Source organism: Streptomyces mashuensis, from assembly GCF_014654785.1.
Classification (GTDB): Bacteria; Actinomycetota; Actinomycetes; order Streptomycetales; family Streptomycetaceae; genus Streptomyces; species Streptomyces mashuensis.
Genome location: NZ_BNBD01000004.1, coordinates 132,604 through 144,982, shown reverse-complemented (window position 1 = coordinate 144,982; position 12,379 = coordinate 132,604). Strand labels below are relative to the sequence as shown.

Below are 12,379 nucleotides of genomic sequence, written 5' to 3'. Positions count from 1 at the left end.
GCCGCGCCCCGGCCGGCCGTATCCGTTCCACCGAACGGTCGTGGCCGGGGAGCGGGAACCCCGTACCGCAGCCAAGATCAGGGCTCATGCGATGGTCGTACCGATCCCGCGTGGCGCGCTGGGCCCTGAGCCTGGCGGGTCTGAGCGTGCTGTGCGTGGCCGTCTGTCCCCTGTTCGGCGCCGCTCCGTCGGTCGCCGGCCGCACGTCGAAGCGGCTGGCGAGCGTCGGCTCGGAGGTGGTCCGGCTGGCCCGGGAGGAGAGCCGCATACAGCAGGGGTACGAGGACGGGCTCCGCGAGGCCGGCGGGCACCGGCGGCTCGGCGAGCGGCTGGCGCGCGAGCTGCGCCAGGAGGAGCTGGTGCGGGCGGCGCTGCTCCAGGACGCCGGGGCCGTGGCCCGCGCCCAGTACCGCACGGGCGGCTTCACCGCGCACGGCAGCATGGCGGTCGCCGAGGACCCCGTCGAGCTGCTGGAGCTCCAGTCCACGGACACGGCGCGGCGGCAGCGGCTGGCGCGGATGCTGATCGAGGCGGACGGCCGGCGGCAGGCGCTGGCCTCCGGGCGGCTGTCGGCCACCGTCTCCCTCCAGACGGTCAGCGCCGGTGTCTCCGCGCTGCGCGGCGAGAAGGAGGCCGTGACCCGGCGTCTGGCCAGGGCGCGCGCCGAGCTGAACAGCCTGGCCGACGCGGCCGTGCGTACCGGGCAGTGCGAGCCCGTCGACCTGGGCGGCCTGCAGAACGGGGCGCGGGCCTTGCAGGACGGCGCCAACGGCGCGGGCGGGGTCTCGGCGGCCGGATGGACGCGCCCCCTGCTGTCGTACCAGCTCAGCGCCGGCTTCGGCGGCACGGGCGCGCACTGGAGCGGGCACCACTCGGGGCAGGACTTCGCGGTGCCCACCGGCACGCCCGTACGGTCCGTGGGCGCCGGGACCGTGCTGTTCACCGGCTGCGGCGGGCCATTCGGCATGAGCCTGGTGGTGCAGCACGACGGCGGCTGGTTCTCGCAGTACGCGCACCTGGCCGCGACCCTGCCCGCCCCCGGGACGCGCGTGCGCGCCGGCGACTGGATCGGCCTGTCGGGCACCACCGGCAACTCCACCGGCCCCCACCTGCACTTCGAGGTCCGGCGCACCCCGGACTACGGCTCGGCGGTCGAGCCGGTGCGGTGGCTCAGGGCGCGCGGGGTGGTCCTGTAACCGGGCGCCCGGCGGCTACGGCAGCGCGTGCAGCAGCTGCTCGATGACGGCTGCCACGCCGTCGTCGTTGTTGGCCGCCGTGCGGTGCGTGGTGGCGGCCAGGACCTCGGGGTGCGCGTTGGCCATGGCGTAGGAGGTGCCGGCCCAGCCGAGCATCTCCAGGTCGTTGGGCATGTCGCCGAAGGCCACGACCTCCTCGGGGGCGATGCCGCGCAGCGCGCAGCACCGCGCCAGGGTGCTGGCCTTGCTCACGCCCAGCGCGCTGATCTCCAGCAGCGCGGTGGGGCTGGAGCGGGTGAAGGAGCCGTACTGCCCGCCCGCCGCGCGGGCGAGCTCCAGGAACTCGTCGGGGCCCAGCTCGGGGTGGTGGGCCAGCAGCTTGATGATCGGGGCGGCGTCGTCCGCGGCGGGGTCGAGGAACTCCTCGGCGGGGGCGATGCCCGCGGTGGGGTCGAGCCGGAACGGCGGGTAGGCCGGCTCGTAGTGGAAGCCCGTGGTGCGTTCCACGGCGAACGTGGCGGCGGGCGCGGCGGCCCGCACCGCGCGGACGACGGCCAGGGCCTCGGCGGCCGCCAGCGGGCGGACGTCCACGATCCGGCCGCCGTCGTGCAGGTCGACGACGGCCGCGCCGTTGGCGCAGATCGCCAGTCCGTGCCCCTGGACGTGGTCGGCGACCACGTCCATCCAGCGCGCCGGGCGGCCGGTGACGAAGAAGACCTCGATCCCCGCGGCCTCGGCCGCCGCCAGCGCGGCGACCGTCCGGTCGGACACCGTGTGGTCGTCGCGCAGCAGCGTGCCGTCGAGATCGGTGGCGATCAGGCGCGGAAGAGCGCCGGTCCGGGGCGCGGCCGGGGTCTGGGGCTCGGTAGCGGAAGTCACCGTCTCATTGTCGGACACCGCCGGTCCGCGGACGTCCTGGATCGGGCCCCGGTCCGGGGCCCGGCTCTCACCCGGCCGACGGGCCGGGGGACAGCAGGCCCGGGGCCTCCGTGACGATCTTCTCGAAGACGCCGGGGTCGGTGGCGAAGTCCGAGTCCGGGACCGGCGTGTGGATCACGATCTCGTCGAAGCCGAGCTCCGCGTGGCGGCCGGCGAAGTCGACGAACGCCTCGACCGACTCCAGCGGCCGGTTCCGGTCCGGCGTGAAGCCGGTGAGCAGCACCTTGTGCACGGACGCCACGTCCCGTCCGGCCTCGGCGCAGGCCCGGCCGAGTGCCTCGACCTGCCGGGCGAGGGCGGCGCGGGACTCCTCGGGGGTGCCCGTCTCGTACAGCTTCGGGTCGCCCGTGGTCACCCACGCCTGCCCGTACCGCGCGGCCAGCTTCAGCCCGCGCGGGCCGGTCGCGGCGACCGCGAACGGCAGCCGGGGCCGCTGGGCGCAGCCGGGGATGTTGCGGGCCTCGCCGGCCGAGTAGAAGCGGCCCTCGTACGTGACGGCGTCCTCGGTCAGCAGCCGGTCGAGCAGCGCCACGAACTCCGCGAACCGGTCGGCGCGTTCCCGCGGCGACCACGGCTCCTGGCCGAGGGCGGTGGCGTCGAAGCCGGTGCCGCCGGCGCCGATGCCCAGCGTGATGCGGCCGCCGGAGACGTCGTCCAGCGAGATGAGGTCCTTGGCGAGCGTGACCGGGTGCCGGAAGTTGGGCGAGGTGACCATCGTGCCCAGCCGCAGCCGCCGGGTGGCCGCGGCGGCCGCGGTCAGCGTCGGGACGGCGCCGAACCACGGCCCGTCGCGGAAGCTCCGCCAGGACAGGTGGTCGTAGGTGTACGCGGCGTGGAACCCCAGTTCCTCGGCGCGCAGCCACGCGTCGCGGCCGCCGTCGTGCCAGCGCTGGTAGGGCAGGATCACGGTGCTGAGGCGCAGGGAGGACGTCATGGCCCCCAGCGTACGGCGGCCGCCCCGTGCGCCCCCCCGGCAGGACGGCCCGGTGCGGGCCGCGCGGTGGGAGAATCGGGACAGAGGCACCACGGGGGCATCCGCCGCCCGGCCGCGAGGCCGTCTGGTCGCCTGGGAGGTGTGCCGTGCAGGCCACACGCTTCGCCCCCGACCGGGGGCTGACCACCCGCATGGTCGGGACCATGTTCGTCATCGGGCTGCTGTACGTCGTCTTCGTGGGCGTGCTGATCGCGTTGCTGCGCGGCGCCTGGCCGCTGGTGCTGCTGGTGGCGGGTGCGCTGTTCGTGGCGCAGTTCTGGTTCAGCGACCGGATCGCCGCCTACGGCATGGGGGCGCGGGAGGTCACCCCGGAGCAGGCGCCCGAGCTGCACGGCGCGGTGGACCGGCTGTGCGCCCTCGCGGACATGCCCAAGCCCCGGGTGGCGCTCGCGGACAGCGACGTGCCCAACGCCTTCGCGACCGGCCGCAACCAGCGCAACGCCCTGGTGTGCGCGACGACCGGGCTGCTGCGCCGGCTGGAGCCGGAGGAGCTGGAGGGCGTCCTTGCGCACGAGCTGTCGCACGTCGCGCACCGCGACGTGGCGGTGATGACCATCGCCTCGTTCCTGGGGGTGCTGGCCGGGGTGGTCACCCGGATCGGGCTGTGGGGCGGCTTCCGCAGGCTGGGCGGCCGGGACAGCAACACGGCCGTGCTGATGCTGCTGATTCCGCTGGTCAGCGCCGTGGTCTATGTGATCAGCTTCCTGCTGACGCGGCTGCTGTCGCGCTACCGCGAGCTGTCGGCCGACCGGGCCGCCGCCCACCTCACCGGGCGGCCGTCGGCGCTGGCCGCCGCGCTGACCAAGGTCACCGGCGACATGGCCCGCATCCCCACGACGGACCTGCGCAAGGCCGAGCCGTTCAACGCGTTCTGGTTCGCGCCCGCGTTCTCCGCCGACAGCCTCGGCCGGCTGCTGTCCTCGCACCCGACGCTGGAGCAGCGGCTGGAGCAGCTCGGCCGGATCGCCGTGCAGCTCGGCCGGGCGTGAGGGAGGTCCGGCCGTGGGGTTCTGGGACGCCGTGCTCGGCCGCAGCACCCCCGTGCGGCCCGACCTCGACCGCCTCTTCGCCCTGCCGTCGGCAGCGGTGACCTTGCAGGCCGGGGCGGGGTTCGCACCGACCGGGCGGGGGTCGGTGTGCTTCGCGGGCGTGGAGGGCGGTGCCTTCGAACGGCTGCGGCAGGACGTGCGGGAGCTGCTGGACGCCGGCGCCGGGCCGGGCGGCGAGCCGGTGGAGACCTGCCGCGACGCGTTCGGCTACACCTGGCTGCTGGCCCGCCGGCCGCCCGGCGACACGGCCGCGCTCGTCAACGACCTGCACGCGGTCAACACCCTGCTGGAGGAGGGCGGGTTCGGCCCGCAGCTGCTGTGCTCGCTGATGGGGTTCCGGGACGCGGAGGGGCATCGCCCGCTGGCCCTCGTCTACCTGTACAAGCGCGGCACCTTCTACCCGTTCGCGCCCGTGCCCGGCGCGGACGGCAAGCGGGACAACGCGCTGGAACTCCAGGTCAGGGCCCTGCTGGCGGATGATCTCCAGGTCGAGAAGGATCTGGCGCGGTGGTTCCCGGTGTGGGGCGCGCCCGGGTTGTGAGCCGGTCCATCGTGCGGGACTGCACCTCCCGTTCGGCCGCGGCGGCGACGAAGGCCGGTACGTGCTCGGCGCCTACGAGCTCCCGTACGGCCGCGACCGTACGGGCCGGCAGCAGCACCGCCTCGCGGGCCTCGCCGGGGGCGGGGAGCGGCTTCGCGGGGCCGGGCGGGGGCGGGGCGTCCGGGACCGCCGTGTGCAGGTAATCGCGGAGGTGCCGGGTGGCCAGCAGCCGCATGGCACGGGCCAGTTCGGCGTCCAGCGTCTGCTGGGCCAGCGGCCGCAGCCGGCGCACCAGGGACGCGGCCTCCAACGCCTCCTCGTCGGACGGCGGATGGCCGAAGAACTGGTGGAACACGTGCTCGGACGTGAGGTCGAGGAAGCGGGCCGCAATGTGCTCCACCTGGACGCGCAGCTCCCGCAGGTGGCCAGAGATGGCCGACAACGGCACGCCCGCCGCGTGGAGTTCGGCCGCCACCGCCAGCTCCTGGGGGCTGGGCACCAGGAACTCGCCGGGCACGTCCGGCACGGGCACGAGCACGCCCAGCTCGACGGCCTCCTCGACGGCCGTCTCGTCGGCCGTGCCGCCGAACGTCTCGATCAGCGCCTCGCGCGTGATGCGGCCGGTCTCCTCGTCCGTCCACGGCCCGTCCACCTCGGCCACCAGGCCGAGGACGCCGCCCAGCCCGCGGCCGGCGTCCCACGCCTCCAGCAGCTCCTTGATGCTGGCGAGGGTGTAGCCGCGGTCGAGGAGCCCGGCGATCTGCCGGAGCCGGGCCAGGTGGGCCTCGCCGTACACGTTGGCCCGCCCGCGCCGCTCGGGCCGGGGCAGCAGCCCGCGGTCCTGGTAGGCGCGGATCGTCCGGACCGTGGCCCCGCTGTGGTGGGCCAGGTCCTCGATCCGGTACTCGGTCTGCGGCACGGGCACCCGTTTCCTCACGCCAGGGCCGCGCGGCCGATCGCACCCGCGGCGGCCCGGGCCCCGGGCGAGGCCGCCAGATAGTCCACGGCCCGGCGCAGCGAGCCTTCCCGGGAGGGATGGTACGACCGGCGGAGATAGCGCGGTACCGCCGAGCCCAGCTCCCGCCAGCCGGGCAACAACCCCTTGGCGACGGCCCGGTTGTGGTCGCGCAGCCGGTAGCCGCGCCGGCCGGCGAGCTCGGGGTCGTGCCGCATCAGGTAGGCGGTGCCCCAGCTCCACAGGTAGCAGAGCACCGGCGCCGTGACGAGCATGCCCAGCACCCGGCGGGCGTAGCGGCCGGGGTCCTCGCCGCCGCAGTGCTGGTACATGTCGAAGGCGACCGCGCGGTGCTCGACCTCCTCCGCGCCGTGCCAGCGCAGCAGGTCCAGCATCACCGGGTCGGGCCCGGCCCGGTCCAGGGCGCGGGCCCGCAGTATCCAGTCGCCCATCACAGCGGTGAACTGCTCGATCGCGGCGATCACCGACAGCCGGAAGCGCAGCCACTCGCGCTCGGGCACCGGCAGCCCGAACGGGGGCTCCTCGCCCAGCAGCACGTCGAGGAGGAAGTCGACGTGCCGCGTGTACGGGCGGGTGTCGAGGCCCTGGGCGGAGAGGTGGTCCAGGACGTGGGAGTGCTGGACGCTGTGGGTGGCCTCCTGGCCCATGAACCCCTTGACGTCGGTGAGCAGTCCGGGGTCGCGGACCAGGGGCAGCGCCTCCTTGAACACCTTGACGAACCACCGCTCGCCCGCGGGCAGCAGCAGGTGCAGCACGTTGATGACGTGGGTGGCGGTGGGTTCGCCCGGGATCCAGTGCAGGGGCGTGTCCTGCCAGTCGAAGGCGACGCGGCGCGGCGCGATGCGGTGGCCTTCTCCCGCCGCCCGGACGGCCGGCTCGTCGGTCATGACCCTCTCCTCCGTCCTACAGCTTCGGCTCGACACGGGCCAGGGCCCGGCTCGCGCGGGGTGCGACGCGGGCCAGCAGCCGCAGGCCGCGCGCCTCGGGCGTCACCGGCACCACGGCCGCGTTCTCCACGACGGCGCGCAGGACCGCCCGGGCCACCTTCTCCGCCGGGTAGCCCCGCCGCCCGTACAGCCGGGTGGTCCGCTCCCGCAGCCGTCGCTGCTCGTCGGCGGGGACGCCCGCGAAGACGGCGGAGGAGGTGATGCCGGTGGCGACGAAGCCGGGGCAGACGGCGGTGACGCCGATGCCGCGGCCGGCCAGCTCGGCGCGCAGGCACTCGCTGAGCATCAGCACCGCCGCCTTGGAGGTGCTGTAGGCGACGAGCGTCCTGGAGGGCTGGTACGCGGCGGCGGACGCGATGTTGACGATGTGGCCGCCCTGGCCGCGCTCGGCCATGCGGCGGCCGAAGGCGCGGCAGCCGTGGACGACGCCGCCCAGGTTGACGTCGAGGACGGTCCGCCACTCCTCGGCGGACGTGTCGAGGAACCCGCCGGCCAGGCCCACGCCGGCGTTGTTGACCAGCACGTCGACGACGCCGTACTCGGCGGTGACCTTGGCGGCCAGCTTCTCCATGGCCGGCCCGTCCGCGACGTCGCAGCACTCGGCCCAGGCCTCCGGCGCGCCGCTGAGCCGGGCCAGCTCGGCGGTGCGCGCCGCGCCCTCGGCGTCCCGGTCGACGGCCACGACCCGCGCGCCGGCCTCGGCGAACGCGAAGGCCGTGGCCCGGCCGATGCCGCCGGCCGCGCCGGTGACCAGCACCAGCTGCCCGGCGAACCGCTCGGCGTGGGGGCCCGTGCCGGCCGGCGCGGGCACGGGCGTGCCCGCGCGGCGGGCCTCCTCGCGCTCGGCGACGAACCCGGCGATCCAGCCGGCCAGCTGATCGGGCCGGGTGCGGGGCACCCAGTGGCCGGCGGCCACTGTACGGCGCACCAGGTCGGGGACCCAGCGGTCCAGGTCGTCGTAGAGCCGCACCGACAGGTACGGGTCGTCGGTGGGCACCACGAGCTGCACGGGCGCGTGCGCGAAGGCGTCGGCGCGCGGCCGGCGGGTGCGGGCCAGGACGTTGTCGCGGTAGAGCCAGGCGCCGTGCGCGGCGTCCTCCGGAAGCGACGCGGTGGGGTAGGGCGGCGCGTCCGCCGGTACGGGCTCGCGGCGCTGCACCATCCCGGGGAACCGCCGGCCCAGCGGGCCGCGCCACAGCGCCTCGGGCAGGCGGGGTGTGTGCAGCGCGTAGACGTACCAGGAGCGGCGGGTCTGGCCCAGCAGCTGCGCGAGCCGGCGCGGGGTGGGCCGTACGGCGCGGTCGCGCAGCCAGTGCCCCAGGTGGTCCAGGGACGGGCCGGAGACGGAGGTGAAGGAGGCGATCCGGCCGCGGGTGCGGGGGCTCGTGGCGAACTCCCAGCCCTGCACCGACCCCCAGTCGTGGCCGACGAGGTGGACGGGCCGGTCCGGGCTGACCGCGTCGGCGACGGCGAGGAAGTCGTCGGTGAGCCGCTCCAGCGTGAACCCGCCGCGCAGCGTGCCCGGCGCGGTGGACCGGCCGTGGCCGCGCACGTCGTACAGCACGACGTGGAAGCGGTCCTGGAGCCGCAGGGCGACCTGGGCCCAGATCTCCTTGCTGTCGGGGTAGCCGTGCACCAGGACCAGCGTGGGCCGCCCCGTGTCCCCCAGCTCGGCCACGCACAGCTCGACGTCGCCCGACGTCACCCGGCGCTCGCGCGCGCCCGGGATGCCCCTGCCGTCCGCCACCACGTCGTGCACGCCCTCTCCGCTCTCTCCGGTCCGTCCGTCCTGTCCGCTCACGCCACCGCCCTCTCCGCTCGCCGCCGCCGTACGTGCGGCAGGTCGTCGTCCAGCCAGAACGCGCTCTCCTCGGGGTCCGCCGAGTCGGTGACCACCAGCAGCTCCTCGAACTTCACGCCCCGGCCCCCGAGGCCCAGGTGCGGCTCGACCGCCCACAGGCCCGGCTGCGGCGGGTGGCCGGAGAAGCGGTACGGGCTCCACAGCGGCGACCAGCCCTCCCGGTGCCCGCGCAGGGCGTCGGAGGCCAGGCCGCGCAGCGCCCGCGCGCCGAACCCGAGGACGTGCGGCGACCAGCGGCGCTCCGGCAGCCGGCCCACCTTGTGGGCGATCACCCCGAAGGGGTAGGCCCGGTGCCGGTTGGTGTAGCCCTGGCGGACCATGAGCCGGTCCACGTCCTCGTAGATCTCCCGCAGCGGGCGGCGCTCGCGCACCTCGCGCAGGATCAGCTCCCGGTGCTCCAGCAGGTCGTCGAGCATGCGCTCGTGCAGCGGGTCGCGGCCCAGGCAGCCCGCGTACCCGATGTCCACCGTGAAGCCGCGGTGCACCGGCGCCAGGTCGAGGATGAACGGCATCCCCGGCTCCAGCCGCCGCCCGGTGGGGAAGAACTGCAGCGGCACCCGGAACCCCGCGAACGCCGTGCGGTCGCCGAACCACGCGAACGGCAGATGGAACCAGTCCCGCACGCCCCGCCGGCGCAGCCACTCCCACTGCATCCGCGCCGCCTCGCGCTCCGTGGTGCCCGGCTCCAGCCGCGCGGCCACCTCCTCCGCGCACGCGTACGCCAGGCGCTGTGCGTCGCGGAAACCGCGCAGGTCAGCAGCGCCGCCGGTGCCGTCCGCCATGCCGCCCACCCTCCACCGGGCACGCGCAACCGGCACCAAGTCGGCGCCACCGCACGCACGTTGACACCAACGAATGTGACAATGCCCGGCGGTCACGTCAAGGCCCACGACGCACACCTGTGGAAAACCACCCCCCGCCGCCCCACCGCCCCTCTCCTTCTTCGCTCCTCCTCTTCCCGGCCCTCCCCCTAGGGTCCCGTAAGACCGGAGGAGTACACCGATCCCACCGTCAGGTCTGACGACGGCCGCCGTTTCCCGCACTACGGTCGAAGACGTGTCTGTGATCGCCACCGAAAGCCTCAGCAAGCGGTTCCCCCGGGTGACCGCGCTCGACCGGCTCACCGTCGACATCGCGCCGGGAGTCACCGGTCTGGTGGGCGCCAACGGGGCCGGCAAGTCGACGCTGATCAAGATCCTGCTCGGCCTGTCGCCGGCCACCGAGGGCCGTGCCGAGGTGCTCGGCCTCGACGTCGCCACCCAGGGCGCGAGGATCCGAGAACAGGTCGGCTACATGCCGGAGCACGACTGCCTGCCACCCGACGTCTCGGCCACCGAGTTCGTCGTGCACATGGCGCGCATGTCGGGCCTGCCCCCCGCCGCCGCCCGCGAGCGCACCGCCGACACGCTGCGCCACGTCGGCCTCTACGAGGAGCGCTACCGCCCCATGGGCGGCTACTCCACCGGCATGAAGCAGCGCGTCAAGCTCGCCCAGGCCCTCGTCCACGACCCACGACTGGTCCTCCTGGACGAGCCCACCAACGGCCTCGACCCGGTCGGCCGGGACGAGATGCTGGGCCTGGTCCGCCGCGTCCACACCGACTTCGGCATCTCCGTGCTCGTCACCTCCCACCTGCTGGGCGAGCTGGAGCGCACCTGCGACCACGTCGTCGTCATCGACGGCGGCCGGCTGCTGCGCTCCTCCTCGACCGACGAGTTCACGCAGGTCACCGGGTCCCTCGCGGTGGAGGTCACCGACACCGACAGCCACCCGGACGGCACCCGCGCCCTCCTCGACGCCCTCATCCGCGCCGGCCTCACCGCCGGCCCCGCCACCCACGCCGGCGAGCAGGCCGCACCCGGCTCCGGCCACGTCCTGCTGGTCGACGTCGCCGACGAGAGCACGTACGACGTGGTGCGCGACACCGTCGCCGACCTGGGCCTCGGCCTGGTCCGCATGGAACAGCGCCGGCACCGCATCGCCGAGGTCTTCCGCCCCGGCACCGGCCCGTACGACGAAAGGGGCAGCGCCGATGCGGCCTGACACCACCACGACGCCCGGCGCTCCCGGCACCACCCCCGGCACCGCCCAGGACGTCATCCACAACATCGGCTACCGCACCTACGACGGCCCCCGCCTCGGCCGCGCCTACGCCCGCCGCTCGCTCTTCTCGCAGAGCCTGCGCGGCGCCTACGGCCTGGGCCGCTCGGCCAGGTCCAAGGTGCTGCCGATGATCCTCTTCGGTGTGATGTGCCTGCCCGCCGCCATCATCGTCGCGGTCGCCGTCACCGTGAAGATGAAGCAGCTGCCGATGGAGTACACCCGCTACGCCATCTACCTCCAGGCCGTCATCGGCCTCTACCTGGCCGCTCAGGCACCCCAGTCGGTCTCCCGCGACCTGCGGTTCCGCACCGTGCCGCTGTACTTCTCCCGGCCCGTCGAGCGCATCGACTACGTCCTCGCGAAGTTCGCCGCGCTCGCCTCCGCGCTGTTCGTCCTCACCGCCACGCCCCTGCTCGTCCTCTACGTGGGCGCCCTGCTGGCCAAGATGGACGCCGGCGCCCAGACCGAGGGATTCGCCCAAGGACTGGTCTCCGTGGCCCTGCTCTCCGTGCTCTTCGCCGGCATCGGCCTCGTCATCGCCGCCCTCACCCCGCGCCGCGGCTTCGGCGTCGCCGCCGTCATCGCCGTCTTCACCATCTCCTACGGCGCCGTCAGCACCGTCCAGGGCATCGCCCTGGGCACCGGCCACACCGGCGTCATCCCCTGGCTCGGCCTCTTCTCCCCGGTCACGCTCATCGACGGCGTACAGACCGCGTTCCTCGACGCCACCACCGCCTTCCCCGGCGGCGAGGGCCCCGGCGCCGCCACCGGAGCGGTCTACCTCCTCGTCGTCCTCGCCGTCATCGCGGGCTCGTACTGGGCACTCATGCGCCGCTACCGAAAGGCCGGGCTGTGACAACGCTGCACCTCGACAACGTCTCCCGCTGGTTCGGAAACGTCGTCGCCGTCAACGACATCAGCATGTCGGTCGGCCCCGGCGTCACCGGCCTCCTCGGCCCCAACGGCGCCGGAAAGTCGACCCTCATCAACATGATGGGCGGCTTCCTCGCCCCCTCCACCGGCACCGTCACCCTCGACGGCACGGCCGTCTGGCGCAACGAGGCCGTCTACCGCCACATCGGCATCGTCCCCGAGCGCGAAGCCATGTACGACTTCCTCACCGGCCGCGAATTCGTCCGCGCCAACGCCGAACTGCACGGCCTGGGCGACACCGAGGCCCAGCGCGCCCTGGCCACCGTCGAGATGGAGTACGCCCAGGACCGCAAGATCTCCACCTACAGCAAGGGCATGCGGCAGCGCGTGAAGATGGCCTCCGCCCTCGTCCACGAGCCGTCCGTGCTGCTCCTCGACGAGCCGTTCAACGGCATGGACCCGCGCCAGCGCATGCAGCTGATGGACCTGCTGCGCACCATGGGCGACGAGGGCCGCACCGTGCTGTTCTCCTCCCACATCCTGGAGGAGGTCGAGCAGCTCGCCGCCCACATCGAGGTCGTCGTCGCCGGCCGGCACGCCGCCTCCGGCGACTTCCGCAAGATCCGCCGCCTGATGACGGACCGGCCGCACCGCTACCTCGTGCGCTCCAGCGACGACCGCGCCCTGGCCGCCGCGCTCATCGCCGACCCGTCCACCACCGGCATCGAGGTCGACCTCAAGGAGGGCGCCCTGCGCATCCAGGCCGTCGACTTCGGCCGGTTCACCGAGCTGCTGCCCCGCGTCGCCCGAGCGCACGGCATCCGGCTGCTGACCGTCTCGCCGTCCGACGAGTCGCTCGAATCGGTCTTCTCCTACCTCGTTGCGGCCTGAAAGGAGGCC

At 74.5% G+C, this 12,379-nt stretch carries 12 protein-coding genes; 6 read left to right on the top strand and 6 right to left on the bottom strand.

Annotated features, from left to right (window positions below; translation table 11 throughout):
* Window positions 1-110: 110 nt before the first annotated feature.
* Window positions 111-1,196 carry a M23 family metallopeptidase gene (locus tag IE305_RS32965; protein ID WP_229890879.1) on the top strand — a complete coding sequence of 362 codons (1,086 nt, stop codon included), beginning with the start codon at window positions 111-113 and terminating at the stop codon, window positions 1,194-1,196.
* A gap of 15 nt (window positions 1,197-1,211) precedes the next feature.
* Here IE305_RS32965 and IE305_RS12405 read toward each other — a convergent pair whose 3' ends face one another.
* A complete protein-coding gene (locus tag IE305_RS12405; RefSeq protein ID WP_190129597.1) occupies window positions 1,212-2,075 on the bottom strand; it encodes an HAD family hydrolase in 864 nt (287 codons plus the stop codon).
* A gap of 67 nt (window positions 2,076-2,142) precedes the next feature.
* Complete coding sequence (locus tag IE305_RS12400; protein WP_190129596.1) at window positions 2,143-3,069, bottom strand: LLM class flavin-dependent oxidoreductase; 927 nt, start codon at window positions 3,067-3,069, stop codon at window positions 2,143-2,145.
* A gap of 146 nt (window positions 3,070-3,215) precedes the next feature.
* Here IE305_RS12400 and htpX point away from each other — a divergent pair, with 146 nt between their 5' ends.
* Window positions 3,216-4,118 (top strand): zinc metalloprotease HtpX, encoded by a 903-nt coding sequence (gene htpX, locus IE305_RS12395; RefSeq protein WP_190129595.1) that lies wholly within the window; start codon window positions 3,216-3,218, stop codon window positions 4,116-4,118.
* Window positions 4,119-4,131: 13 nt separating this feature from the next.
* Complete coding sequence (gene pspAB, locus IE305_RS12390; protein WP_190129594.1) at window positions 4,132-4,719, top strand: PspA-associated protein PspAB; 588 nt, start codon at window positions 4,132-4,134, stop codon at window positions 4,717-4,719.
* Here pspAB and IE305_RS12385 read toward each other — a convergent pair.
* From IE305_RS12385 to IE305_RS12370, 4 genes are read right to left on the bottom strand one after another with little or no spacing between them, the layout of a single operon-like run.
* On the bottom strand, window positions 4,637-5,638 hold the full coding sequence (locus IE305_RS12385) for a MerR family transcriptional regulator (RefSeq protein WP_229890877.1): 1,002 nt from the start codon (window positions 5,636-5,638) through the stop codon (window positions 4,637-4,639). The two genes, pspAB and IE305_RS12385, sit on opposite strands and share 83 nt — an antisense overlap.
* Before the next feature lie 14 nt (window positions 5,639-5,652).
* Complete coding sequence (locus IE305_RS12380; RefSeq protein ID WP_190129592.1) at window positions 5,653-6,582, bottom strand: metal-dependent hydrolase; 930 nt, start codon at window positions 6,580-6,582, stop codon at window positions 5,653-5,655.
* A gap of 16 nt (window positions 6,583-6,598) precedes the next feature.
* Window positions 6,599-8,389, bottom strand: a complete 1,791-nt coding sequence (locus IE305_RS12375) for an SDR family oxidoreductase (protein ID WP_190129868.1) — start codon at window positions 8,387-8,389, stop codon at window positions 6,599-6,601.
* A 50-nt stretch (window positions 8,390-8,439) separates the two neighbouring features.
* Complete coding sequence (locus IE305_RS12370; RefSeq protein ID WP_190129591.1) at window positions 8,440-9,285, bottom strand: M24 family metallopeptidase; 846 nt, start codon at window positions 9,283-9,285, stop codon at window positions 8,440-8,442.
* A 274-nt stretch (window positions 9,286-9,559) separates the two neighbouring features.
* Between IE305_RS12370 and IE305_RS12365 the strand changes: the two genes are divergently transcribed.
* Genes IE305_RS12365 through IE305_RS12355 form a run of 3 tightly spaced genes read left to right on the top strand, consistent with a single transcriptional unit; the run spans window position 9,560 to window position 12,370 of the window.
* The gene (locus tag IE305_RS12365; protein WP_190129590.1) at window positions 9,560-10,546 is read left to right on the top strand and encodes an ABC transporter ATP-binding protein; all 987 of its coding nucleotides are present in this window, start codon (window positions 9,560-9,562) and stop codon (window positions 10,544-10,546) included.
* The gene (locus IE305_RS12360) at window positions 10,536-11,462 is read left to right on the top strand and encodes an ABC transporter permease (RefSeq protein ID WP_190129589.1); all 927 of its coding nucleotides are present in this window, start codon (window positions 10,536-10,538) and stop codon (window positions 11,460-11,462) included. Before IE305_RS12365 ends, IE305_RS12360 begins: the two co-directional genes overlap by 11 nt.
* Window positions 11,459-12,370: an ABC transporter ATP-binding protein gene (locus IE305_RS12355; protein ID WP_190129588.1), complete on the top strand. Its 912-nt coding sequence runs from the start codon at window positions 11,459-11,461 to the stop codon at window positions 12,368-12,370. The genes IE305_RS12360 and IE305_RS12355 overlap by 4 nt, the downstream gene beginning before the upstream one ends.
* The last annotated feature ends 9 nt before the right edge of the window (window positions 12,371-12,379 follow it).

Bases quoted from the DNA above. Each gene is read 5' to 3' on its own strand.
- IE305_RS12400 (WP_190129596.1), bottom strand. From the start codon at position 3,069: ATGACGTCCTCCCTGCGCCTCAGCACCGTGATCCTGCCCTACCAGCGC.
- IE305_RS12380 (WP_190129592.1), bottom strand. From the start codon at position 6,582: ATGACCGACGAGCCGGCCGTCCGGGCGGCGGGAGAAGGCCACCGCATC.
- IE305_RS12370 (WP_190129591.1), bottom strand. From the start codon at position 9,285: ATGGCGGACGGCACCGGCGGCGCTGCTGACCTGCGCGGTTTCCGCGAC.
- IE305_RS12360 (WP_190129589.1), top strand. From the start codon at position 10,536: ATGCGGCCTGACACCACCACGACGCCCGGCGCTCCCGGCACCACCCCC.